The sequence below is a fragment of the Streptomyces sp. RK62 genome, assembly GCF_018070255.1.
In the GTDB taxonomy this organism is placed as follows: domain Bacteria; phylum Actinomycetota; class Actinomycetes; order Streptomycetales; family Streptomycetaceae; genus Streptomyces; species Streptomyces nigra.
Window position 1 is genome coordinate 98,698 of sequence record NZ_JAGPYD010000017.1, and the last position, 22,781, is coordinate 121,478.

21 protein-coding genes are annotated in these 22,781 nt (G+C 72.9%); 7 read left to right on the top strand and 14 right to left on the bottom strand.

Annotation, left to right across the window (positions count from 1 at the left end):
- Positions 1-34: 34 nt before the first annotated feature.
- Positions 35-1,699: a class I adenylate-forming enzyme family protein gene (locus tag KBY32_RS29390; protein WP_210982230.1), complete on the bottom strand. Its 1,665-nt coding sequence runs from the start codon at positions 1,697-1,699 to the stop codon at positions 35-37.
- On the bottom strand, positions 1,696-2,469 hold the full coding sequence (locus KBY32_RS29395; RefSeq protein WP_210982231.1) for an SDR family oxidoreductase: 774 nt from the start codon (positions 2,467-2,469) through the stop codon (positions 1,696-1,698). The genes KBY32_RS29390 and KBY32_RS29395 overlap by 4 nt, the downstream gene beginning before the upstream one ends.
- A gap of 136 nt (positions 2,470-2,605) precedes the next feature.
- On the opposite strand from KBY32_RS29395, the gene KBY32_RS29400 reads away from it, so the two are divergent.
- On the top strand, positions 2,606-3,844 hold the full coding sequence (locus KBY32_RS29400) for an exo-beta-N-acetylmuramidase NamZ domain-containing protein (protein WP_210982232.1): 1,239 nt from the start codon (positions 2,606-2,608) through the stop codon (positions 3,842-3,844).
- Positions 3,845-3,891: 47 nt separating this feature from the next.
- Here KBY32_RS29400 and KBY32_RS29405 read toward each other — a convergent pair whose 3' ends face one another.
- The gene (locus KBY32_RS29405; protein ID WP_210982233.1) at positions 3,892-6,690 is read right to left on the bottom strand and encodes a penicillin acylase family protein; all 2,799 of its coding nucleotides are present in this window, start codon (positions 6,688-6,690) and stop codon (positions 3,892-3,894) included.
- A 233-nt stretch (positions 6,691-6,923) separates the two neighbouring features.
- Here KBY32_RS29405 and KBY32_RS29410 point away from each other — a divergent pair, with 233 nt between their 5' ends.
- On the top strand, positions 6,924-7,529 hold the full coding sequence (locus KBY32_RS29410; RefSeq protein ID WP_108706124.1) for a hypothetical protein: 606 nt from the start codon (positions 6,924-6,926) through the stop codon (positions 7,527-7,529).
- Positions 7,530-7,684: 155 nt separating this feature from the next.
- Positions 7,685-8,419: a 3-keto-5-aminohexanoate cleavage protein gene (locus KBY32_RS29415; protein WP_210982234.1), complete on the top strand. Its 735-nt coding sequence runs from the start codon at positions 7,685-7,687 to the stop codon at positions 8,417-8,419.
- 7 nt (positions 8,420-8,426) lie between these two features.
- On the opposite strand, the gene soxR is transcribed toward KBY32_RS29415, so the two are convergent.
- Complete coding sequence (soxR, locus tag KBY32_RS29420; RefSeq protein ID WP_210982235.1) at positions 8,427-8,918, bottom strand: redox-sensitive transcriptional activator SoxR; 492 nt, start codon at positions 8,916-8,918, stop codon at positions 8,427-8,429.
- Positions 8,919-9,037: 119 nt separating this feature from the next.
- Between soxR and KBY32_RS29425 the strand changes: the two genes are divergently transcribed.
- Positions 9,038-9,499: a MaoC family dehydratase gene (locus tag KBY32_RS29425; protein ID WP_055622822.1), complete on the top strand. Its 462-nt coding sequence runs from the start codon at positions 9,038-9,040 to the stop codon at positions 9,497-9,499.
- 10 nt (positions 9,500-9,509) lie between these two features.
- On the opposite strand, the gene KBY32_RS29430 is transcribed toward KBY32_RS29425, so the two are convergent.
- The 3 genes from KBY32_RS29430 to KBY32_RS29440 form a co-directional block, all read right to left on the bottom strand.
- Complete coding sequence (locus tag KBY32_RS29430; protein WP_055622821.1) at positions 9,510-10,136, bottom strand: TetR/AcrR family transcriptional regulator; 627 nt, start codon at positions 10,134-10,136, stop codon at positions 9,510-9,512.
- A gap of 86 nt (positions 10,137-10,222) precedes the next feature.
- Positions 10,223-10,471, bottom strand: coding sequence for a YiaA/YiaB family inner membrane protein (locus tag KBY32_RS29435; RefSeq protein ID WP_055622820.1), 249 nt, complete (start codon positions 10,469-10,471; stop codon positions 10,223-10,225).
- Between the two features lie 122 nt (positions 10,472-10,593).
- On the bottom strand, positions 10,594-11,745 hold the full coding sequence (locus KBY32_RS29440) for an acyl-CoA dehydrogenase family protein (RefSeq protein WP_210982236.1): 1,152 nt from the start codon (positions 11,743-11,745) through the stop codon (positions 10,594-10,596).
- Positions 11,746-11,811: 66 nt separating this feature from the next.
- On the opposite strand from KBY32_RS29440, the gene KBY32_RS29445 reads away from it, so the two are divergent.
- From KBY32_RS29445 to KBY32_RS29455, 3 genes are all read left to right on the top strand, one after another.
- On the top strand, positions 11,812-12,453 hold the full coding sequence (locus tag KBY32_RS29445; RefSeq protein ID WP_210982237.1) for a TetR/AcrR family transcriptional regulator: 642 nt from the start codon (positions 11,812-11,814) through the stop codon (positions 12,451-12,453).
- Between the two features lie 53 nt (positions 12,454-12,506).
- Complete coding sequence (locus KBY32_RS29450; protein WP_210982238.1) at positions 12,507-13,217, top strand: helix-turn-helix transcriptional regulator; 711 nt, start codon at positions 12,507-12,509, stop codon at positions 13,215-13,217.
- A 122-nt stretch (positions 13,218-13,339) separates the two neighbouring features.
- A complete protein-coding gene (locus KBY32_RS29455; RefSeq protein WP_055622816.1) occupies positions 13,340-14,290 on the top strand; it encodes a DMT family transporter in 951 nt (316 codons plus the stop codon).
- 23 nt (positions 14,291-14,313) lie between these two features.
- On the opposite strand, the gene KBY32_RS29460 is transcribed toward KBY32_RS29455, so the two are convergent.
- The 7 genes from KBY32_RS29460 to KBY32_RS29490 all read right to left on the bottom strand — a co-directional run bounded on the left by KBY32_RS29460 (position 14,314) and on the right by KBY32_RS29490 (position 22,687).
- The gene (locus tag KBY32_RS29460) at positions 14,314-15,396 is read right to left on the bottom strand and encodes a Zn-dependent alcohol dehydrogenase (RefSeq protein WP_210982239.1); all 1,083 of its coding nucleotides are present in this window, start codon (positions 15,394-15,396) and stop codon (positions 14,314-14,316) included.
- Between the two features lie 41 nt (positions 15,397-15,437).
- Entirely contained in the window at positions 15,438-16,826 is a 1,389-nt protein-coding gene (locus tag KBY32_RS29465; protein WP_210982240.1) for an aldehyde dehydrogenase family protein, read from the bottom strand.
- Between the two features lie 168 nt (positions 16,827-16,994).
- Entirely contained in the window at positions 16,995-18,332 is a 1,338-nt protein-coding gene (locus KBY32_RS29470) for an ABC transporter ATP-binding protein (RefSeq protein WP_055622813.1), read from the bottom strand.
- 153 nt (positions 18,333-18,485) lie between these two features.
- Positions 18,486-19,277: a class F sortase gene (locus tag KBY32_RS29475; protein ID WP_210982241.1), complete on the bottom strand. Its 792-nt coding sequence runs from the start codon at positions 19,275-19,277 to the stop codon at positions 18,486-18,488.
- On the bottom strand, positions 19,267-19,881 hold the full coding sequence (locus KBY32_RS29480; RefSeq protein ID WP_055622811.1) for a hypothetical protein: 615 nt from the start codon (positions 19,879-19,881) through the stop codon (positions 19,267-19,269). The genes KBY32_RS29475 and KBY32_RS29480 overlap by 11 nt, the downstream gene beginning before the upstream one ends.
- Before the next feature lie 99 nt (positions 19,882-19,980).
- A complete protein-coding gene (locus KBY32_RS29485) occupies positions 19,981-21,219 on the bottom strand; it encodes an MFS transporter (RefSeq protein WP_210982242.1) in 1,239 nt (412 codons plus the stop codon).
- 40 nt (positions 21,220-21,259) lie between these two features.
- Positions 21,260-22,687, bottom strand: a complete 1,428-nt coding sequence (locus KBY32_RS29490) for a CitMHS family transporter (RefSeq protein WP_210982243.1) — start codon at positions 22,685-22,687, stop codon at positions 21,260-21,262.
- Between the last annotated feature and the right edge of the window lie 94 nt (positions 22,688-22,781).

The window sequence follows — 22,781 nt, forward strand, 5'->3', positions numbered from 1 at the left end:
GCCACCTGCCTTCCGAGAAGTGCGCCTGCTGTGTCTATCCGTCGTTGCTTCGGGAACGCAGTTCCCGACGGAGGATCTTCCCACTAGCCGTCTTGGGCAAGTCGGGCAGGATCTCCACCTGCCGCGGATATTTGTAGGCGGCCAGTCTCTCCCTGCAGTGGGCGACGAGTTCACCGGGGTCGGTCCCGGCACCCGGACGGAGGCTGATGTACGCCTTGACGGTCTCGCCGCGGTAGCCGTCGGGCACGCCGACGACGGCCGCCTCCCGGACGTCGGGGTGGGCGTGCAGTACGTCCTCGACCTCGCGGGGCCAGACCTTGAAGCCGGACGCGTTGATCATGTCCTTCTTGCGGTCGACGACGTACAGCCAGCCGTCGGCGTCCATGAACCCGATGTCTCCGGTGCGCAGTTCGCCGTCCGGGAAGGTCTCGGCGGTGGCGTCGGGCCGCCGCCAGTAGCCGGGGATCACCTGGGGTCCGCGGACGACGATCTCGCCCTGCTCGCCGAAGGGCACCTCCTCGCCCCGGTCGTCGACGATCCGTACGACCGTGTCGGGGCCCGGCAGGCCCACGGCGAGGGTCCCGGAGGCGGGGTCGACGGGGGCTTCGAGGCCGGGCGGCACGGAGGCGCAGGGGGCGGTGCACTCGGTGAGGCCGTAGCCGTTGCGGATGTACGGCCCGAGGGCGTCCCGGAACCGCTCGACCAGGGCCGGCGGGAGGGGGGCGCCGCCGGAGGAGATCATGCGGAACGAGGCGAAGTGCTCGCGGGTGACGGCCGGGTGGGCGGCGAGCGCCATGAAGGCCGTCGAGGGGCCGACGGTGTAGTGCGGCCGGTGTTCCGCGAAGGCGTCGAGGACGACGCCCGCCTCGAAGCGGTACGCGAGCACCAGGGTGCCCCCGCTGACCAGGCAGGCGCCGAACTGGCAGACCATGCCGGTGATGTGGAACAGCGGGGCGAGCGCGAAGTAGACGGGCGGGTCGGGCAGTTCGAGTCCGGTCCGCTGCCGCTCGGCGTTGTAGAGGATGTTGCGGTGGGTGTTGGTGGCGCCCTTGGGGGTGCCGCTGGTGCCCGAGGTGTAGCTGATCAGGGCGGTGCCGGACGGCTCCGGGGCGCGGCCCTCGGGGGCGGGGTGCCCGGCGCGGGCGACGGCGGTGAGGTCGTCGGTGTCCGCGGGGGCCGGGAGCCGGTCGAGGCCGCTCACCCGGGGGTCGTCGCGGGTCTGGAGGTCCGCCTCGCAGGCGGTGAGCACGATCTTCACCGGGGAGTCCGCGGCCGTCGTGCGCAGATACGTCTCCCAGGCGCGGCCGGAGCAGACGAGGGCGGCCACCTCGCCGTCCCGCAGGACGTGCCCGACCTCGGCCGACTTGTACATCGGGTTGACGGGGACGACGATCGCGCCGGCCTTCCAGGCGCCGAGCGCGGCGAGCACGAAGTGCGGGGAGTTCTGCAGCAGGATGGCGACCCGGTCGCCGGGCTCCAGGCCGCGGGCGGCGAGGTGCCCGGCGACGGAGTCGCTGAGCTCGTCGACCTCGCGGTACGTCAGACGCCCGTCGAAGTAGGCGAGGCAGACCCGGTCGGGGGTCTCGGCGGCGACCCGGCGCAGGGCGTGCACCAGGGAGTCGTCCGGTGCGACGGGGGCGCGCTGGGCCTCGGTGAGCAGGGCCAGCCACGGCTTGGCGGCGTAGCGGGAGGCGGTCACCGGGCCTCCTCCCAGCGCTGCTGGAGGTGGTTCATCCCGGCCAGCCAGCGGTCGGGGGCGGCGGCCCGCGACTCGTAGTACCCGGCGACCTCGGGGTGCGGGAGGATCAGGAAGCGGTCCTCCTCGATGCCCTTGAACAGGGCGTCCGCCACGTCCTCGGGGGCGATGGCGGTGGGCTTCAGCACCAGGTCGCCGGCGCTGCCCGTGGCGTCCAGCATGTCGGTGCGCACACCCTGCGGGCAGATGGCGTGGACCTTGATCCCGCGGTGCCGGTACGTCAGCGACAGGTATTCGGCGAAGGCGAGGGCGCCGTGCTTGGTGACGGCGTAGGGCGCGGCGCCGATCATGGTGAGCAGTCCGGCGGCCGACACGGTGGAGACGAAACGGCCGCTGCCGCGCTCCAGCCAGTCGGGCAGCAGGGCCTGTGCAGCCCGCACATGGGCCATGACGTTGACGTCCCAGGACGTCGCCCACGCCTGCTCGTCGAGCGGTGCGCCGGGGTCGTCCCCGGCGAAGGCGACGCCCGCGTTGGCGCACCAGACGTCGATCGTGCCGCCGAGCGCGTCACGGGCCTCGGCGACGATCGCGGAGGCGTCGCCGGGGACGGCGAGGCCTCCGATCTCCTCGGCGACCGCCCGCGCCTTCGCGGGGTCCAGGTCGTTGACGGCGACCCGGGCCCCGGCGGCCGCGAACCGCCGGGCCAGCGCGGCGCCGATGCCCCCTCCGGCCCCGGTGACGACGACTGCGGCGTCCTGCACGGCTTGCACCATCGGTCTCCTTCGACTGCGGCTCCTGGCGAGGTCAGACTAACCGGTCGGTATGTTCCAGGGAAGGGCTGTGAAAGGGCTTGCGCCACCCGGCTCCGGCACCTTCCCTGCGCTCCGCACGGGCAATACGGTGCACCCCATGCGCCTCTCCAGACGAGCTCTTCTCGCAGCGACCACGGCGGCGACAGCGGCCTCCGTCTCCTCCCCGGCCTCGGCGGCACCGCGCACCACGCGGCTGCGCACCGGTTTCGAACGGCTCGCGGCGGACGGCTACGCGCTCCTCGACGGCCAGAAGGTCGGGATCGTCACCAACCCCACCGGCGTGACCCGGGACGTCCGCCACATCGTGGACGTCATGCACGACGACGACCGGGTGGACCTGACGGCCGTCTTCGGCCCCGAGCACGGCTTCCGCGGCACCGCGCAGGCGGGCGGCTCGGAGGGCCGCCACGACGACCCGGCCACCGGCCTGCCGGTCTACGACACCTACCTCAAGAGCGGCCGGCCGCTGGCCGACATCTTCACGGCGTCCGGCGTCGACACGGTCGTCTTCGACATCCAGGACGCCGGCGCCCGCTTCTACACCTACATCTGGACCCTGTACGACTGCATGGAGGCGGCCCAGCTCGCCGGGAAACGTTTCGTCGTGCTGGACCGGCCCAACCCGGTGACCGGCCGGGCCGCTCTCGGGCCCGTCCTGCACAAGGAGTTCGCCACCTTCGTCGGGCGGCAGCCCATCGCGCAGGCGCACGGCATGACGGTCGCCGAGCTGGCGCTGCTGTTCAACGGGGAGTTCCTGGACACCCCCGTCCCGCTGGAGACCGTGCGGATGACGGGCTGGAAGCGCTCGGACTTCTACGACGCCTCGGGGCTGCCCTGGGTGCCGCCGAGCCCCAACATGCCCACCCCGGACACCGCGCTCGTGTACGCGGGCACCTGTCTGTTCGAGGGCACCAACCTGTCGGAGGGGCGCGGCACGACCCGCCCGTTCGAACTGCTCGGCGCGGAGGGCGTCGACCGGCGCTGGGCGGCGGCCGTGAACGAACTGGAGCTGCCCGGCGTGCGGTTCCGGGAGGCGTACTTCGCGCCGACCTTCTCCAAGTTCCAGGGGAAGACCATCGGCGGGGTGCAGCTCCATGTGCACGACCGGGCCGCGTTCGACCCGGTGCGCACGGGTGTCGCGCTGCTGGTGACGGCGAAGCGGACCTGGAGCGGCTTCGCCTGGCGCGCGGACAACTGGATCGACAAGCTCACCGGGTCGACCCAGGTGCGCACGATGATCGACGCGGGCGCGGACACCGACGAGGTGGTGGCGGGCTGGCAGCACGAGCTGGCGGCCTTCCGCCGGGTCCGCGGGGAGTATCTGCTGTACCGGTGAGGCGACCGGCGCGGGGGTCACGGCCCCCGCGCCGGGGCCTCTCCGGGTCACCGGTGCGAGGTGAACTCCACGACCTGCTGGTAGGTCGGCCGGTTCTGCCAGCTGATCTTCCCGTGCTTGATGCCGCCCAGGGTGCGCTGCACGATCGCGTCGGCGCACCACTGGTCGCCCGCCGCGCACTGCTCGTCGCCCGGGTAGACCTGGGCCGCCGTTCGGCCCGCCGCCTCCTTCAGGGTGCCGATCAACAGATCCCGGCAGGCGCTGAGGCTGCCGCCGCCGCAGTAAACGCGGTCGAGCGGGCCCCGGACCGGTTCACCCAGCACCGCACGGATGTCCTTGTCGACATAGCTCCACCAGCCGTACTGGAAGGAGCTGCCGGCGTGCGACCCGGTGGGGCCGTGCCCGGCGGACGGGGCCTCGTCGACGGGCAGGTTGCGCTGCATCGCCGTGTAGAGGGCGCTGCCGAGCCCGGGTTCGAACTGGGCCTTCACCAGCCGCGGCCACCATGCGTCCAGGATGCGGATCGCGTCGGCGTCGGCGTACTTCTTCGAGCCGGCCGAGGTCTCGGTGCGCCGGGCACCCGCCGCCACCCATGCCTGGAGCTTGGTCACCGCCGCGGCGGCCGTCGGGTCGGTCACCGGTGAGCTGGTGACGACCCGCAGCAGACCGGGCAGGACGTCCTCGGCGCGCAGGTCCGCGAGACCCGCGTCGGCCATCGCCTTGACCAGCGCGGCCCGCGTCACGCCGCCCCGGTCGACCAGGGCGCGCACCCGGTCGTCCAGCAGATCGCCCCGGTGGACGGAGCCGTCGCCCCAGGGCGCGGTGCTGTAGTCGGCGGCCTGCTTGTTGTTCCAGGAGATGTAGTAGTCCTGGTCGACGGAGTTGGGGTGCTCGGACGGCGGGGTGTACCGCGCGGTGTTCCCGGCGGGGTCCCAGCCCTGCCACTCGTGCGCCGGGCGCGCCCAGACCGGGAAGTCCGGGTCGACGCCGGCCGCCCGGACCGGGTTGTCACCGCTGTTGTGGTAGGCGGTGTGCGCGGAGTCGGCGTAGAACCAGTTGAAGGTGAAGTTGATGTGCTGCGTGGCCCGCTGGAAGTCCGCCGGGCCCTTGACGTAGTCGGGGTCGTTCAGCATCTGGAAGCCGATGATCGAGTCGACCTCGTGCAGATACGACGAGCGCAGGCTGGTGTAGGCGACCTTCTTGCCGCCGACGGTCGCGCGGTGCGTCACCGGGCCGTACTTGGTCCGCCACACCCGCATCGTGTACGAGCCCGCGGCGGTGCCGTCGGCGGTCGTCGGCTTCCAGGCGTTCTTCTGCTCGACCTGGTCCATCGCCGTGCAGGTGCCGCGGTACAGGTAGTGGTGGTCGTCCTGGCAGAGCTCGACGGCGTAGGTGTCGATGATGTCCTGGCCCGAGGTCGTGGCGCTCCACGCGTAGTCCTGGCCGCGGCCCAGCTCGACGTACATGCTCAGGCCCGCGAAGGAGGCGCCGCGCGCGCTGATGCCGGGGCCCTGGATCTCCTGGAGGAGCAGCAGCTGGGGCGCGAAGTAGCCGGTCTGGGGCCCGAACACGGCGATCGGATGCCCGCTCGCGGTGTGCTCGCCGCTGACGACGAGCGCGTTGGACATGCCCCGCCGGGCCGAGCCGAGGGCGGTGGCGGCGGCCGTCGTCGAGGCATCGCCCGCGGCGGCGCCGGCCGCGCTGCCGGTCCGGTCGTACACCAGTTGCTCCTCGGTCACCGAGCCGGCGTCGGGGAGGGCCGTGCCCTGCGGGTCGGCGGGCTTCGTGGCGTACGGGAAGCTCTTGCCGTGGACGGTGACGGCGGCCTCGGGGTCGTTGCGCTGCCGGAACGACTCCCACAGCCGGGTGCCCTCGACGACGCCGTGCTTCTCCTGCGCGGCGAGCAGGGTGAGCGCGTTGTCGACCTCGCCGCCGCCCCCGGAGCCGAAGAGGGCGCCGATGACGGAGGCGAGCGCGACCAGGTCCGTCAGCTTGAAGTGCTCGATGGTGCCGGCGTTGGTGATCGAGTCCTTGTGGCCGGTCAGGACGTACTCGCCGGGGAAGTAGCGGCCGCTGTCGGAGGCGTCGATATAGCTGTTGACGCCGTCGAGGTAGGCGGTGGCGTCGGCGAGGGCCTGCCGGCCGCGCTCACCGCCCTTGGCGACCGCGCTGTCGATCTGCGCCCGCAGCTCGGCCTCGGTGTAGGGCGCGCTGCGCCAGAACTGCTGTTCCAGGCCCTGGTTGGAGGGGGCGCCGCCCGCGAAGGACGTCAACTGGCCGCGTCCGACGTGCCGGAAGACGTCCATCAGCCACAGCCGGTCCTGGGCGGCCGCGTAGCCGGCGCCGAACTCCGTGCCGTAGCGGGTCGTCCCCATGATGTGCGGCACACCCGTCTTCTTGTCCCGCACGATCGTCACGTCGTCGCGCCCGCCGGGCTTCACGGTGGAGGCGACCTGGTCGGCGGGGACGCCGAAGGAGGCGTCGTCGAAGAAGGAGCTGATCGTCGCGTCGGTGAGGCCCGTGTGGCCCTTCGCCAGGGCGGCATAGGGCCCGAGCTGGTCGGACGCGTGCTCGGGCAGGGTGCCGAACGCCTGGTTGAGCAGGATCTGGGCCAGGGTCGCGTTGCCGTTCTGGCCCGGCGGCAGGATGTCGGAACACCGGCTTCCGCAGTGGTCGGTGATGGCGGCCGGCTCGGCCGCTGCGGCCTCGGACAGGGTCACCGCCGGGGAAAGAGGCGACAAAAGTCCGGCAATCAACGTGCATACGGATGCGGCCTTCAGGAACCCGGGGAATCCGCGGGGAGTTCTCAGAGCGGCTGGGGCGTTGCGTGGGGTACGCCGTGGCATGGCAGCTCCTACCGACGAGGGTGGGCCGGGACGTTACCGGCGGTATCCCCGGGATTGAAGATGAACATGCGTCAGGTATTCGGGTCGCCAGGACTCGTAGGGGAGGTCGTCGGACATCGGATGGAGCCGAATCGCTTGTCGATACGTCTATTCGTCAACGCCGCGCGGGAAGGAGGCGCGGTGTCGCCGAAGTGACCGAAGTACAGGTGCAGGTGTGACGGAGGTGCAGGGCGATGGCAGGTTTCCGGAGTCTGGCGAGACAGGTGCGCGATCCGCGGTGCGACCTGGCACTGCGGCGTTATTCACTGCGCAAGTGCCTTGAGCGGTTCGCTCCGTACGGGCACAGGGCGACCTGGGACCACTTGTGCTCCCGGGCGGGATTCGGTCCGGAGGACCGCTCTCCTGAGCCGGCGCGGCTCGTGGCCGCGTTGGAGGAGTTGGAGGAGGCGCGTTCGGTCTGGCTGGCCTACGAGGTCGCGTTCGCCGAGCGTCGCAAGAAGGAGAAGCACGACGGACTGCGCAGGCCGGGCAGTGTGGACGACTGGCACCGGCTGACCTGGGGCGGGTTCGGCGTCGCCTGGTGCGACGACCCCCGGGTGCATCCGCGCGAGCCGCTGGCCGACGTGCTGCGCAAGCTGATCTCCGCGCTGGAGCGCGAACCGGGCTCGCACTGCCCGGTGTGCGACGGGGACCGGCTGGTCTGGAAGTACGACCTGGCCCATGAACCGTCGTCGGGCCCGGTCTGCACGGACTGCGGCATCGTGGTGCCGCGCCCGGTGCTCACACCGGAAGCGCTGGCGACGGCGCGCCGCGGACGGCGACTGCTCGTGTCCGCGTAGGGGGAAGCCCCCGCGGGGGGCCTCGGCACGTCCGAGGTCCTCGATACGTCGGGGTTCTCAGCACGTCGGGGGTGCGCCGGGGATGCCGCACCCCCTCCTTCGGGACGCGTGACCGCGTCCTCGCGTTGTCGGTGCCGCCTGGCACCATCGGGTTCATGCTTCAGGTCTGTCTGAACGGTTCCCGGGGAGCGGGCGACGGTACGGCCGTGCCGCTCACGCCGTCGGCCGTCGCGGAGTCGGCCGCCTCCGCGGTCGCCGCCGGGGCCACGGATGTGCACGTCCACCCCAAGTCCCCCTGCGGCCGGGACAGTCTGTCGCCGGGAGTGCTCACGCCCGTGCTCACCGCGCTGCGGGAGCGGGTGCGGGTGACGGTCGGGGTGACGACCGGCGCCTGGGCGGAACCGGACCCGGCGGCGCGGGTGGCACGCGTCCGCGCGTGGACGGTCCTGCCCGACCACGCCTCGGTCAACTGGCACGAGCCGGGCGCCGAGGAGGTGGCCGCCGCGCTGCTGGAGCGGGGCGTGGGCGTGGAGGCGGGCATCTGGTCCGGCACGGACGGCGCCGCGCGGTTCGCCGCGTCCCCGCTCGGGCCGCGTGTGCTGCGCGTACTGGCGGAGGTGACCGACCCCGACCCGGACGGCGCGGTGACGACGGCCCGGGCGCTCCTCGCCGAACTGGGCCCGGCCCACGGCCGCCCGGTACTGCTGCACGGGGAGGAGGGGGGCGCGTGGCCGGTGCTGCGGCTGGCGGGACGGCTGGGGCTGGCGACCCGTATCGGCCTGGAGGACACACTGGTCCTGCCGGACGGTGAACGGGCGTGCTCCAACGCCGACTTGGTGACGGAGGCCCTGAGGCTGCTCGCGAACTCTCGTATGACGCAAGCGGAGTGACGTGCGGTCAGGAGCGCTCGGCGTCCTGCCGCCGTCTGTTCCCCCGCTGCTCGGCCAGCAGGCGCGAGCCCGTCAGCCGCTCACCGGTGATGTCGTCCGGGTTGGACAGGACACAGCCGTCCAGGGAGAGACAGCCGCAGCCGATGCAGTCGGTGAGATGGTCGCGCAGCCGGTTGAGCCGGCTGATGCGCTCGTCCAGCTCGGAGCGCCACGCCTCGGACAGCCGCGCCCAGTCCTCGCGGGTGGGCGTGCGTTCCTCGGGGAGTTCGGCGAGCGCCTCCCGGATCGTGGCCAGCGGGATGCCGACGCGCTGAGCGGCCCGGACGAAGGCGACCCGGCGCAGGGTGTCACGGGTGTAGCGGCGCTGGTTCCCGGAGGTGCGGCGGCTGGTGATCAGGCCCTTGGACTCGTAGAAGTGCAGGGCGGACACCGCGGCGCCGCTGCGGGCGGACAGCTGGCCGACCGTGAGTTCGTGGATCTTCTCGGGAATCTGGGGCACGCCCCCAACCTACCCACCGTGTCACTCCCCCGGTCCGTTGACAGGCACCCTGCGGCCTAGCATGCTAAGCAGTTGCTTAGAGTTGCCCTTCCGAGACATGTGACGCGAGAGGCCTGGACATGGCAGAGCCGAGGATCTTCACCGGCGCCGACGACCTGAAGGCGGCGGTGGGCGAGCAGCTGGGGTACACCGACTGGCTGGAGGTCGACCAGAAGCGGATCGACACGTTCGCGGAGGCCACCGGCGACCACCAGTGGATCCATGTCGACCCGGAGAGGGCCGCCTCCGGCCCGTTCGGGACGACGATCGCCCACGGCTACCTCACGCTGTCGCTGCTGCCGCTGTTCGGCCCCCAGCTGATCGCGGTCGAGGGTGTGAAGATGGGCGTCAACTACGGCACCAACAAGGTGCGTTTCCCCGCCCCGGTGCCCGTCGGCTCACGGCTGCGCGCCACCGCCGTCATCACCGACGTCACGGATGTGCCGGGCGGTGTGCAGGTCTGCGTCGCCTTCACCGTGGAGCGCGAGGGCGGGGACAAGCCCGTCTGCGTGGCCGAGTCCGTCTCCCGGTACTACCTGTAGAAAACCGGGGCTACTTCGACGCCCCGACCATCCGCAGCACGAGGTCGGCGTAGAGCGCGCCGACCTCGTCCGGCGTCCAGGGGCCGGACACGTTGAACCAGCGGGCCACGTCGATGCAGAGGGACAGCACGGCGAGGGTGGTGCCCTTGACGTCCAGGACGTCGAAGTCGCCGGCCGCCACGCCCTCCTCGATGATCCCGCGCACCTCGGCGTCGCACTGCCGGCGCAGGGCGAGGATCTCGGCGCGGGCGTCGGGGCCGAGCGAGTCGAGTTCGTACTGCACGACCCGGGCGGTGGTGCGCCCGCCGGCGTGCCAGCGGACGAAGGAGCCCACCGCGTCGGCGAGCCGCTCGGCCGGGGTGCCCTCCCGCCGGGCCGCCGTGCGCAGGATGTCCAGCGCCTTCTCGTGGCCGATGCGGCTGATCCGGTGGAGGAGCTCCTCCTTGGTCTTGTAGTGGATGTAGAGCGCTGCCGGGCTCATGCCCGCGCGGCCCGCGATGTCCCGGGTCGTCGTGGCGTGGTAGCCGCGCTCGGCGAAGGCCTCCACGGCGGCGATCAGCAGCCGCCGGGCCGCGTCGGGCGTGACCTCACCCCACGCCGACGTCTCGCCGCCGGCCGTGTCCTCCGCCGTACTCATCGCTCACTCGCCCCTCTCGCTGACAGAGGCTCCACCATACCGCCCCAGGTGAGCGGGCGCTTAGCGCGCGGTGGCCGGCGTTCCGCTCAGTGCTTGGGGAAGGGCGGGTAGGCGGGCGGCGCGGTGGCGTCCTGCCGGTCGCGGATCACCTTGGCGAGGGTGAACGCGGACGTGACGAGGTACAGGACGGCGATCGCCAGGAAGGCGCGCACCCAGGCGTCGGCGTTCAGTTTGAAGATGCCGATCGCGGTCGCGGCCATGGCGACGGCGAAGGAGGCGACGGCCTGCCCGTAGAAGGCCGCGGTGTTCTGGGACTTGCCCGATGCGTCACTCATGGGCCCATGCTCGGGCCACCGCGGCCGGTCCGGTATCCGTCGGGGTACTCAGCCCGTACTCAGAACGGTTCAGCCGGTGCTCAGAACCGTTCCGCCGGTGCGCGGAACGCCTCAGCCGGTGCTCAGAACGCGGAGACCCCCGTGAGCGCCCGCCCGATGACCAGCTTCTGGATCTGGCTGGTGCCCTCGTAGAGGGTCATCACCCGGGCGTCGCGCAGCAGCTTGCCCACCGGGTACTCGTCGATGTAGCCGTAGCCGCCGTAGACCTGCAGGGCGTTGTTGGCGGCCCGCACGGCGGCCTCGGAGGCGAACAGCTTGGCCTTGGAGGACTCCACGGCGAAGGGCAGCCCGCGGTCGATCAGATCGGCGACCCGCCAGGTCAGCAGCCGGGCCGCGTCCACGTCGACGGCGATGTCGCTGATCAGCTCCTGGACCAGCTGGTGCCCGGCGATGGGCTTGCCGAACTGCTCGCGCTCCCCGGCGTACCGCACGGCGGCGTCCAGCGCGGCCTGGGCGATGCCCACACAGCCCGCGGCGACCGACATCCGGCCCTTGGCCAGCGCCGACATGGCGACGGAGAAGCCCTTGCCCTCCTCGCCCAGCAGGGCGGACGCGGGCACGCGGACCTCGTCGAGGACCAGTTCGGCGGTGGCCTGGCCGCGCAGGCCGAGCTTGCCGTGGACCGTGCGGCGGGTCAGGCCGGGTGTGTCCGTGGGCACCAGGAAGGCGGAGACTCCCTTGTGGCCGGGGGCGTCGGTGGAGCGGGCGAAGAGCAGCACGACGTCGGCCCAGGTGCCGTTGGTGATGAACATCTTGGAGCCGGAGATCACATAGTCGTCGCCGTCGCGTACGGCCCGGGTGGCGAGGCTGCCCGCGTCGGAGCCGGTGCCCGGCTCGGTGAGGCCGAAGCAGCCGACGAGGTCGCCCCCGGTGAGCCCGGGCAGCCAGCGCCGCTTCTGCTCCTCGCTCCCCCAGGCCGCGATCGTCTTGGCGACCAGGCCCAGCGAGACCGACACGATGCCGCGCACCGACGAGTCGCCCCGGCCCAGCTCCTCGGTGACCAGGCAGTACGCGAGATGGTCGCCGCCGGAGCCGCCGTACTCCTCGTCGATCGTCAGGCCCAGGAAGCCGACCTCGCCGAGCTTCTTGACGATCGAGCGGTCCACTTCCTCCGCGCGGTCCCACGCGACGGCGTTCGGCGCGATCTCGCGGTCCACGAAGTCCCGGGCGAGCCGGCGGACGGCGGACTGCTCCTCGCTGAGCTCCAGGTTCATGCGGCGGACACCTCACCGTTAAACTAACGCTGCTAGTTTCTATCGGGCAGCCCTACTATGTGCGCCATGGCCCGACCGCGCAAGCCCCTCCTCAGCTACGACCGGATCGTCGCGACGGCCCGCGAACTCGTGGACACGGAGGGCCTGGCCGCCCTCTCCACCCGCCGGCTCGCCGCCGAACTGGGCGTCAGCGGCCCGTCCCTCTACAACCACTTCCGCACCAAGGACGAGATCCTGGAGGCGGTCGCGGACTCGGTGAGCGCCCAGGTCGATCTGTCGATGTTCGAGGACGGCCGGGACTGGCGGACGGCGCTGCACGACTGGGCGGTCTCCTACCGGGCGGCCCTGCGCGACCACCCCAACATCGTCCCGGTGCTGGCCCGGGGCCCCGGCCGCCGCCCGGCGGCGCTGCGGCTCGCGGACGCCGTCTACGGCGCGATGGTCGAGGCGGGCTGGCCGGCCTCGCAGGCCACCTCCATCGGCGCGCTGATGCGGTACTTCATCATGGGCTCGGCGCTCGGCTCCTTCGCCGGCGGCTTCGTGGACGACGCCGACGCCTACGACCCCGCCGACTACCCCCACCTCGGCCAGGCCCACCTCCTCGCCGAGCAGCAGGAGAAGGTCGACGAGCGGGCCTTCGAGACGGGCCTCGCCGCCCTGCTCGACGGACTGGCCCAGCAGTACATGCGGCTGACCGGCGAGAGCTGAGGCGGGGCACTCTTCGGCCCCCACCGAAGCGTCCGTGCCCCATCCTGGGACGTATGGCCTCCAGAGAACCCCAGGCACCGTCCCTCGCCCGGCTCGCGGCGCTCATCGCCGACGAGACCCGGGCGGCCTGTCTGCTGGCGCTGCTGGACGGGCGGGCCTGGACCGCCGGTGAGCTGGCCCGGCACGCCGGGGTCGCCGCGTCGACCCTGAGCGAGCACCTGGGCAAGCTCGTCGCGGGCGGACTGCTCACCGAGGAGCGGCAGGGACGGCACCGGTACGTACGGCTGGCCGACGCGCGGACGGCCCAGCTGGTGGAGGACCTGGTGGCACAGGTGAGCCCGGGAGCGCGGCCGGCGCCCCGGACGCTGCGGGAGGCCGGCGCCGGTTCGGCGATGGCCCGCGCCCGCACCTGCTACGACCATCTCGCCGGGCGGCTCGGCATCGCGCTCACCGACGCGCTGACCTCGCGCGGGCTGCTGCGCCAGGACACCGGGTTCGCCCTGACCGACGCGGGCGTCGGCTGGTTCGCCGCCGCCGGCATCCCGCTGGAGCGGACCGGGCGCCGGCCGCTGGCCCGCGCCTGCCTCGACTGGACCGAACGCCGGCCGCATCTCGCCGGGGTCGCGGGCGCCGCCCTGTGCCGGCACGCGCTGGACGCCGGGTGGTGCGTACGGATCGGCTCGGAGCGGGCCGTGAAGGTGACCGCCGCCGGGGAACGGGCCTTCCAGGACCTGCTCGGCGTCGAGGCGGACGCCCTGCACTGAAGCCGGTGCCTGAAGCCCGTGCTTGAAGGCCGCCGTCCTCAAGGCCGGTGACCGAAAACCACTTTCGCCGGGCCCCGATCCCGGTCCACGATCCACACCCACCCCGTCCCGAGACTCGGAGCATGATGACCTCCTCCCCCGCCTCCCCGTCCCGCCGCGCCGGGCTGCTCGCCGCGGGCGCCGCCACCGTCACCGTCGTGCTGTGGGCCTCGGCGTTCGTGTCGATCCGCCGCGCGGGCGAGGAGTACTCGCCGGGCGCGCTGGCGCTCGGACGGCTGCTCGTCGGCGCGGCGGTGCTGGGCGCCCTGTGTCTCGTCCGGCGCGAGGGACCGCCGCCGCGCGCCGCCTGGCCCGGTGTCGCGATATCGGGCCTGCTCTGGTTCGGCCTCTACAGCGTGGTGCTGAACTGGGGCGAGCAGGAGGTGGACGCGGGCACCGCGGCCCTCGTGGTGAACGTGGGGCCGCTCCTCATCGCCCTGCTGGGCGCCCGGCTGCTCGGCGACCCGATGCCGCCGCGGCTGCTCGCCGGGATGGCGGTCTCCTTCGCCGGCGCGGTCACCGTGGGCGTGTCGATGTCGGGCGGGGGCGGTTCCTCGGTGCTGGGTGTCGGCCTGTGCCTGCTGGCCGCCGTCGGCTACGCGGGCGGGGTCGTCGCGCAGAAGCCGGCGCTGGGCCACGCGAGCGCGCTGCAGGTGACGACGTACGGCTGTCTGGTCGGCGCCGTGCTGTGTCTGCCGTTCGCCGGGCAGCTGGTCACGGACGTGGGGCGCGCCTCGCTGCCGGCCACGCTGCACATGGTGTACCTGGGCGTGTTCTCGCTCGCGCTGGCCTTCACCACCTGGGCGTACGCGCTGGCCCGGACGACCGCCAGCCGGATGGGGGCGACGACGTACGCGGTGCCCGCGCTGGTGGTGCTGATGTCGTGGCTGGTGCTGGACGAGGTGCCGGGGCTGTTCACGCTGGCGGGCGGGGCGCTGTGCCTGGCCGGGGTCGCCGTGTCGCGGTCGGGCGCGCGGTCCGCCCGGGTCGTGGCGAAGGCGCCGCGCACCGGGCGGACCCACGAGTCGCTGTGACCGGGGCCTGACCGCCGGGTCCGTCAGAAGACGACCAGGGCCCGGCCCCCCTTTCCGGCGAGCATGTTCTCGAAGGCGGCCGGGATGCCGTCCAGGGCGATCCGCTCGGTCACCAGGGCGCCGAGGTCGAGGCCGCCCTCCCGGACGTGCCCGACGAGGACGGGCACGTCCCGCGCCGGGTCGGAGTTGCCGTAGACGCAGCCGGCGAGGGTACGGCCCCAGTGGAAGATCTCCAGGGCGTTGAAGGTGACCTGCTGGTCCTTGCCGCCGATGCCGACGACCGTGGTGCGGCCGCCGCGGCGGGTGGAGTCCCAGGCGGCGCGGATCGTGGCGGCGCGGCCGACGCACTCGATCGCCACGTCCACCCCCTGCTTGCCGGTCAGGCCGCGGATCTCCCGGGCGGTGTTCTCGGAGGCGACGACGTAGTCGGTGGCGCCCGCCGCGCGTGCCAGCTCCTCCTTCGCCGGGGAGACGTCGACGGCCACGATCCGCCCGGCGCCCGCGATACGGGCCGACTGGAGCGCGGCCAGGCCCACACCGCCGACGCCGAACACGGCGACGCTCTCGCCGGCCCGGACCCGCGCCGAGTGGTGGACGGCGCCGTACCCGGTGAGGACGGCGCAGCCGAGCAGGGCGGCGTCGGTGAGCGGGACGCCGTCCGGCAGGGGCAGCACGCAGTTCGCCGCGACGACCGTCTCCTCGGCGAACGCGGCGACGTTCAGGCCGGGGTGCAGTTCGGTGCCGTCGGTGGCCCGGGCGTGGACGTTCGCGGCGCCGTTCAGCGCGTTGGCGCACAGCCACACCTCACCGAGGCCGCAGGCGTGGCAACTGCCGCAGGACGGCGCCCAGTTCAGGACGACCGGGTCGCCGGGCGCGACGGCCGTGACGCCCTCGCCGACGGTGACGACGGTGCCGGCGCCCTCATGGCCGAGCACGGCGGGCACGGGGACGCGCATGGTCCCGTCCGACAGCGACAGATCGGAGTGGCAGACGCCGGCGGCGGCGAGCCGGACGCGGACCTGGCCGGGTCCGGGGTCGGGCAGGACGATCTCGGTGACCTCGAGCGGGGCCCCGACGGCGGGCAGGACGGCGGCGCGGACGGCCATGGCGGACGACTCCTCGGTGCGCGAAGGGCTGGTGACGGGGCTCAGAACTGCAGGGATTTGGTCTGGAGGTACTCGGCGAGGCCGTGGGCGCCGAGTTCCCGGCCGACGCCGGACTGCTTGTAGCCGCCGAAGGGGGCCAGCGGGTTGAAGCGGCCGCCGTTGATGTCGACCTGACCGGTGTCCATACGGCGCGCGAAGGCCACGGCGCGCGCCTCGTCCCCGGCCCAGACGGCGCCCGCGAGCCCGTAGACGGTCCCGTTGGCGATCCGCAGGGCGTCCTCCTCGTCCTCGTAGCGCAGGACCGACAGGACGGGGCCGAAGATCTCCTCCTGGGCGATCGTCATGTCGGGGGTGACGTCGGCGAAGACGGTCGGGCTGACGAAGTACCCGGTCTCGCGCGGCGGTTCGGTGCTCCCCGCGACCAGCCGGGCGCCTTCCGCCACGCCCTTGCCGATGTAGCCGAGCACCCGCTCCTGCTGCCGGGCGCTGACCACGGGGCCGATGCGCTCGCCGTACTTGGCGGCGGCCTGCGCGGCCAGCTCCACGGCCTCGTCGTACTGGTCGCGGTGGACGAGCATGCGGGTCCAGGCGCTGCACGTCTGACCGGAGTTGGACATCACGTTGGCGACGCCGACGTTGACCGCCTTGGCGAGGTCGGCGTCCGGCAGGACGACGTTGGCGGACTTGCCGCCGAGTTCCAGGGCGACCTTCTTGACGGCGGCTCCGGCGATCGAGGCGATGTGCCGTCCGACGGCCGTGGAGCCGGTGAAGGAGACCAGGTCGACGCCCGGGTGCTCGGCGAGCGCCTGTCCGGCGACCGGGCCGAGGCCGGTGACCAGGTTGAAGACGCCCGCGGGGAGGCCGGCCTCATGGACGGCCTCGGCGAACAGCTGGGCGACCAGCGGGGTGTTCTCGGCGGGCTTCAGGACGATCGTGCAGCCCGCGGCCAGCGCCGGGGCGGCCTTGGCGACGATCTGGTGGAGCGGGTAGTTCCAGGGCGTGATGGCGCCGACCACGCCGATCGGCTCCTGGTACACGGTCGAGTTGCCGACCTTCTCCTCGAAGGCATACGTGCCCGCCAGCTCCGCGTACGAGCCGGCGACCGCGATGGGCACGGCCGCGTGGACGGCCTGGGAGAACTTCAGCGGGGCGCCGAGTTCGGCGGTGACCGTCTCGGCGATCTCGTCCCGGCGGGCGTCGAGGACGTCCCGCAGGGCGGTCAGCCGCGCGGCGCGCTCGGCGGGCGGGGTGGCGGCCCAGCCCGGGAGCGCGGCGCGGGCGGCCCGTACGGCGGTGTCGACGTCGGCGGCGGTGCCCGCCGGGACCGTGCCGAGGACCTGCTCGTCGGCCGGGTTCACCACCTCGATGACGTCCTGGCCCGCGGCGGGGCGCCAGGCTCCGTCGATGTACATGCCGTCGTGTGCCTTCATGGCGGTTCCTCCCGGGGCGGGCCGTCGGCCGGCCGCCTGCGCGCTCGTCGTTCCGGCTGGGGTCGTCCGGCTCACCAAACTAGTCGTCCGGCTCACAAACTAGCGGCGATAGTTTTAGCGCGCCAGGGACCCCAGGGGATCGGCCGCCCCGGAAGGCACTCCGTCCGCTCACTCCTCCAGGTCGGGCAGCCGCGCCGGGGCGGGGCAGATGCGGTCGCCGTGCTGGTCGAAGACGAACAGATGGGCGATGTCGACGAGCAGCGGCACCTGCATGCCGTGCCGCAGCGCGTAGTCGGGCGTGGTGCGCACGATGAGGTCGCCCGGGAGCCGTCCCTCGGGCGGCGCCGGTTCGACGGCGGGCCCGGCGGGTTCCTCGACCGCGACCACGGGACCGGCCCGCAGGGCGCCCGCCCGGCCGCGCAGCCGTTCCAGCACCGTGCCGCCGTCGCGGCGGCGCCGGCGTCCGGCCGGGGCGGGGCGCGGCGCCTCCAGATCGGGGACGACGGCGGACCGGGAGCCGGTGTTGAAGTGGACGAGCACCTCGTGCCCCTGGAACTCCACATGCTCCACCAGGCCCGTGATGAGCGCCTCCCCGGGCCGGGCGGCGGACCGGTCGCCGATCCGCACCGCCTCCGAGCGCAGACCCACGATGACCTCGCGGCCCTGCTGGACCCGGAGCAACTGGTGGTCGAGGCTGAGGGGTTCGGGCAGCCGCAGGAACTGCTTGCCGAGGCTGATCGTCATGGCGCCGTCGAGCGGCGCGCGGACGACGCCGCGCAGCAGGTTGATGCGCGGGGTGCCGATGAAGGCGGCGACGAAGACGTTGCGAGGCAGCGCGTAGACCGTGCGCGGGGTGCCGACCTGCTGGAGGACGCCGCCGCGCAGGACGGCGACCCGGTCGCCGAGCGACATGGCCTCGGCCTGGTCGTGGGTGACGTAGACGGTGGTGACGCCGAGCGTGCGGGTCAGGCCCGATATCTCGGCGCGCAGATGGTTGCGCAGCTTGGCGTCGAGGTTGGACAGCGGCTCGTCCATCAGGAACGCGGTGGGGCGGCGGGCGATGGCCCGGCCCATGGCGACGCGCTGGCGTTCGCCGCCGGAGAGCTGGCCGGGGAAGCGGTCGAGCAGCTCCTCGATGCCGAGCATGCGGGCGGTGGCCTCGACCCGGGCGCGCGGGTCGGCGCCGGGCGTCTCGATGCGCAGCGGGAAGCCGATGTTGTCGCGGCTGGTCATGCTCGGGTAGAGCGCGAAGTTCTGGAAGACCATGGCCATCCGGCGCTCCGCGGGCAGCAGTTCGTTGGCGTGCTCGCCGTCCAGCAGCAGTTCGCCCTCGTCGATCTCCTCCAGGCCGGCGATCATGCGGAGCACGGTGGACTTGCCGCAGCCGGAGGGGCCGAGGAGGACGAGGAACTCGCCGGGCCGGATGTCCAGGGAGAGCCGGTCGACGACGCGGACGCCCCGCGTGTACGACTTGCTCACGTCGTGCAGAGAGATGGCGCGTGTCATGACGGAATGCCCCCGAGGGCTCACTCGATCGCCTCGTGCGGGTCGTACGGGGCGTGTGAGTCACGGAAGTTAACGGAATGTGTGCGGCCGGGGGAAGGGAACGGGCCGGATCGGATGGCGCGGTCCAGCACGTGAGAAAGCGGACGCTTCCGTTCAGCCCTTCCGGCCGGGCTCGCGGGTCGCGGTGAGATGCGCGAAGACGACCACGTTGCCCGAGTAGCCGGTCCTGCGGTCGTAGGTGCCGCCGCAGGTGATGAGCCGCAGCTCGGGCCGGTCGCGGCTGCCGTACACCAGCCGGTTGGGGAACTTGTCCTTCTCGTACGCCTTGATGGCGTCGACGGTGTAGACGGCGGTACGGCCGTCGGCGCGCCGCACCTCGATCCGCTTGCCGCGCTTCAGCTCGCCCAGGCCGCCGAAGACGGCGGGCCCGGTGTTCGTGTCCAGGTGGCCGACGGCGACGGCGGTGCCGGGCTCCCCCGGCGAGGGCCCGTCCGTATACCAGCCGGCCAGTTCGGGCTTGTCCTCGGGCGGTGTCCCCAGCCGGCGCTCGCTGTCCAGCCCCAGGTCCATGAGCGCGGCGTCGACGCCGATGTACGGGATGACGATGCGGGTCGCCCGGGAGCGGGGCAGCGTGCGGGGCGCGGGCCGCGGGGACGCCGCCTTGGGCCGGGGCGCGGCGGACGTACGGACGGGACTCGGGGCCGGGGTCGGGGTCGGGGAACCCGGGGACGGGTCCGGGGAGGCGCCGGGGCCGGTGACACCGGGGCGCGCGTCACCGGCCTCGACCGCTTTGGGCTCCGGAGCCGGCGCGGCCGTGCCGGCTCCGTGGCCCTCCCGGTGGACGACCTTGTCGGCGCCCATCACCAGGACGGCGGTGAGGACCGCCGTCCTGGCCAGCCGGTAGGGGCGCCTGCGGTACCAGGGCCGGCGCCGCCTACGCGCCATGCGTACGGCGACGGAGCCGGTACCACATCACCCCGCCCACGGCGGTCAGGCCGACGGCGGCGGCGCCGGCGACCGTGGTGAAGGCCTGGTCACGAGCGATGCCGCCACCCCCCGCAGCGGGTCCGCCCTGCGGGGCGGGCGAGGGGGTCGACATGGAGGCCCGGCAGTCGACGGTGAAGGTCTTCTCCCGGTTGGTGGCGGTGGCGCCCGTGAACTCCCAGGTCAGCCGGTACTGGCCGTCGGGGAGCGTCAGGTCCTCGGTGTGCCCGATGCCGTTCCTGAGGTTGAGGGTGCCGTTCAGCGTGGCTCCGCTCGGGACCGCCGGCGCGGTGACGATGTTCCAGGTGACGGCCGTGACGGTCTCGAAGTTGGCCGCGTCGAGGTAGAACCGGCAGACCCTGGGCTCGTCGATGGCGTCGCCGTACGGAGTGCGCGCGACCCCGTCCCACGGTGCCGTGTGGACCTTGAGGGTGCCGTTGTCCCCCGGGGCCATCGGAGCGGCTGCTCCGGCCGACGGCAGCCCGGTGATCGGGGTCAGCGCGGCGGTGAGCGCCGTGACGGCGGCGATGCGCGCGGCGCGGCGTCGAAGAGGCGTGGTGGGCATGCGAGTCCTCCGAGTCAGACGATTTTCGTACAAATCGCTCGTCTCTGACTCTCTTTCACATCTGCCCTCAAGATCGTGGCAGCAGGGCCTTACGGCCCATCAGATACCACTCTTTCGACGCAATACGGCCTCCGGTCCTTGCCGTGGACCGCCGTCCTCCGTCTCCCCGGACGGCCGTGCGGGCGAGCGCAGCGCCGTCCCCGCCGACACCAGCAGCAGCGCGCCCAGCATCACGAAGGGCGCCGCCACCCCGGCCACTCCCGCGACCAGGCCCGCCGACGCGGGCGCGGCGACCTGCCCGAGCCGGTTGCCGGTCAGCCGCAGCGCGAGGGCGGTGGAGCGGGCGCCGTCGGGGGCCGCCTGGACGACGGTCGTCATGGACAGCGGCTGGCCGACGCCGAGGCAGAACCCGAGCGCCGTCAGCATCGCGGCGAGCGCCCAGACCGGCACCGGCAGCGCGATGCCCGCGCAGAGCACGGCGCCGAGCAGACAGGTGACCGTCAGCAGGGCCGTACGGCCGAGGAGGCGCAGCAGCGGGGTGAGGACCAGCCGGCAGGCGATGGTCGCCGCGGCGCGCAGGCTGAGCAGCACCCCGATCACGGAGGGTGCGATGCCCCGGTGCTCGCCGACCACCGGGAGGTAGGCGGTGAGGATGTCGGTGGCGGAGAGCACGGAGAGGCTGACGAAGATGCCGGCCGGCACACCCCGGGCGCGCAGGATGCGCCGGACGGGCACCCGGTCCCCCGGCGCCTTCCGGGACCCGGCCGCCGTACGGCTCTCTATGCGCCACAGCGAGGAGAAGGCGACCGCGCAGCCGGCGCCCGCGACCAGCAGGGCGAGCGCGCTGCTGTGCGCCCGGTCGGCGCCGCCGATCAGCGCGCCCGCCGCGATCGGCCCGACGAGCTGGCCGAGGGAGGCGCCGATGGTGAAGTGCCCGAAGTTGCGGTCCTGTTCGTGCGGTGCGGACTGGCGGGCGACGAGGGACTGCGCGCCGATGACGAAGCAGAGGTGGCCGAGGCCCATCACCCCGCTCCAGACGGCCATCGCGCCCAGCGAACCGGCCAGACCGCTCAGCGCGCACCCCCCGGAGATCAGCACGACCCCGGCGGGCAGCAGCGGGGCGCAGCGCCCGTGGTCGGTACGGCGGCCCAGCGGGACCGCCGCGAACAGCGGGAGCAGGGCGTACACACCCGCGATCACGCCCACCGCCCGCTCGTCGGCCCCGAGCGCGAGGGCCCGGTAGGAGACGGCGGGCCGGGCCATCGACACCGCCCCCTGCGCGAAGCTGAAGGCGATGACGAGGCGGAGCAGCCAGCCGCGGTTCCCACCGGGCGCCATGAGCGAATTCCTCCGTAGGACGGTGCCGAGGGACTGCGGGTCAGATGGTGCCGAACAGGATGCCCGCGCCCAGGATCACCAGGCAGGTCGCGGCGGCCCACTTGACCACGAACCGGGTGTGGTCGCCGAACTCGACCTTGGCCATGCCGACGAGCACGTAGACGGCCGGGACGAGCGGGCTGGACATGTGCAGCGGCTGGCCGACCAGGGAGGCGCGGGCCATCTCCAGCGGGGTGACGCCGTGGGCGGCCCCGGCCTCGGCGAGAACGGGCAGGACACCGAAGTAGAAGCCGTCGTTGGACATGAAGTAGGTGAGCGGCAGGCTCAGCACCCCGGTGACCAGCGCCATGTGCGGGCCCATGGCCTCGGGGATGACGTCCACCATCCAGGTGGCCATGTGGTCGACCATGCCCGTGCCCTGGAGGACACCGGTGAAGACGGCCGCGGCGAAGACCATGCCGGAGACGTTGAGGACGTTGTCGGCGTGGGCGGCCAGCCGGGCCTTCTGGTCGGGGATGTGGGGGAAGTTGACGGAGAGCGCGAGCGCGGCGCCGAGGAGGAACAGCACCGGGATGGGCAGCAGTTCCATGATCATGGCGGTCAGCAGGACGACCGTGAGCAGCGCGTTGAACCAGTACAGGCGGGGGCGCAGGGTGGGCCGGTCGGGGTCGAGGGCGGCGAAGCGCTCGTCGGCGGCGTCGTCGGAGCCGGTGGTGGTGGTGCCGGTGGTGGTGGCCGTGGTGGTGCCCGAACCGCCGCCGGGCGCCGGGGAGTCGGGCGTGCCGGTGCCGCCGGCGCCCACGAGGACCGTCTCGGTCTCCTTCTCGGTCACCAGGACCTCGTCGAGGGCGAGCGTCCCGAGGCGCCTGCGCTCGCGCACACCGAGGACGTACGCCAGGCCGATGACGGCCACCAGGCCCACGGCGAGGGCGGGGATCATCGGGACGAAGACATCGCCGGCGTCGACCTTGAGCGCGGTGGCGGCGCGGGCGGTCGGGCCGCCCCAAGGGAGCGTGTTCATCACGCCGTTGGCCATCGCGGCGACACCCGTCATCACGACCAGGCTCATCTTCAGGCGCTTGTAGAGCGGGTACATCGCCGAGACCGTGATCATGAAGGTGGTCGAGCCGTCGCCGTCGAGCGAGACGATGGCGGCGAGGACCGCCGTGCCGACGACGATCCGCATCGGGTCGGCCTTGCAGAACCTGAGGATGCCCCGCACGATCGGGTCGAACAGGCCGACGTCGATCATCACCCCGAAGTAGACGATCGCGAACATGAGCATCGCCGCGGTGGGCGCGAGGCCGGTGACGCCGTCGATGACGTAGTCGCCGAGCTTCGCGCCCTTTCCGACGAAGACGCAGAACGCGGCCGGGATCAGCACGAGCGCCGCGATCGGTGACATCTTCTTCATCATGATCAGGACCAGGAAGGTCGCGATCATGGCGAAGCCGAGAATGGTCAGCATGAGTGGATACCTAACGTTCGCCCTTGAACGACCCACCAGGGCCGGCGGTGCGTTGGACGTTAGGTCCCGCCGAACAGCGTTAACAAGACGTTGA

Bases quoted from the DNA above. Each gene is read 5' to 3' on its own strand.
- KBY32_RS29465 (WP_210982240.1), bottom strand. From the start codon at position 16,826: ATGAAGGCACACGACGGCATGTACATCGACGGAGCCTGGCGCCCCGCC.
- KBY32_RS29415 (WP_210982234.1), top strand. From the start codon at position 7,685: ATGCTTCAGGTCTGTCTGAACGGTTCCCGGGGAGCGGGCGACGGTACG.
- KBY32_RS29450 (WP_210982238.1), top strand. From the start codon at position 12,507: ATGGCCTCCAGAGAACCCCAGGCACCGTCCCTCGCCCGGCTCGCGGCG.
- KBY32_RS29475 (WP_210982241.1), bottom strand. From the start codon at position 19,277: ATGGCGCGTAGGCGGCGCCGGCCCTGGTACCGCAGGCGCCCCTACCGG.
- KBY32_RS29480 (WP_055622811.1), bottom strand. From the start codon at position 19,881: ATGCCCACCACGCCTCTTCGACGCCGCGCCGCGCGCATCGCCGCCGTC.
- KBY32_RS29485 (WP_210982242.1), bottom strand. From the start codon at position 21,219: ATGGCGCCCGGTGGGAACCGCGGCTGGCTGCTCCGCCTCGTCATCGCC.
- KBY32_RS29400 (WP_210982232.1), top strand. From the start codon at position 2,606: ATGCGCCTCTCCAGACGAGCTCTTCTCGCAGCGACCACGGCGGCGACA.
- KBY32_RS29435 (WP_055622820.1), bottom strand. From the start codon at position 10,471: ATGAGTGACGCATCGGGCAAGTCCCAGAACACCGCGGCCTTCTACGGG.
- KBY32_RS29405 (WP_210982233.1), bottom strand. From the start codon at position 6,690: ATGCCACGGCGTACCCCACGCAACGCCCCAGCCGCTCTGAGAACTCCC.
- KBY32_RS29395 (WP_210982231.1), bottom strand. From the start codon at position 2,469: ATGGTGCAAGCCGTGCAGGACGCCGCAGTCGTCGTCACCGGGGCCGGA.
- KBY32_RS29440 (WP_210982236.1), bottom strand. From the start codon at position 11,745: ATGAACCTGGAGCTCAGCGAGGAGCAGTCCGCCGTCCGCCGGCTCGCC.
- KBY32_RS29425 (WP_055622822.1), top strand. From the start codon at position 9,038: ATGGCAGAGCCGAGGATCTTCACCGGCGCCGACGACCTGAAGGCGGCG.
- KBY32_RS29430 (WP_055622821.1), bottom strand. From the start codon at position 10,136: ATGAGTACGGCGGAGGACACGGCCGGCGGCGAGACGTCGGCGTGGGGT.
- KBY32_RS29410 (WP_108706124.1), top strand. From the start codon at position 6,924: ATGGCAGGTTTCCGGAGTCTGGCGAGACAGGTGCGCGATCCGCGGTGC.
- KBY32_RS29460 (WP_210982239.1), bottom strand. From the start codon at position 15,396: ATGGCCGTCCGCGCCGCCGTCCTGCCCGCCGTCGGGGCCCCGCTCGAG.
- KBY32_RS29445 (WP_210982237.1), top strand. From the start codon at position 11,812: ATGGCCCGACCGCGCAAGCCCCTCCTCAGCTACGACCGGATCGTCGCG.
- KBY32_RS29455 (WP_055622816.1), top strand. From the start codon at position 13,340: ATGATGACCTCCTCCCCCGCCTCCCCGTCCCGCCGCGCCGGGCTGCTC.
- KBY32_RS29490 (WP_210982243.1), bottom strand. From the start codon at position 22,687: ATGCTGACCATTCTCGGCTTCGCCATGATCGCGACCTTCCTGGTCCTG.
- KBY32_RS29470 (WP_055622813.1), bottom strand. From the start codon at position 18,332: ATGACACGCGCCATCTCTCTGCACGACGTGAGCAAGTCGTACACGCGG.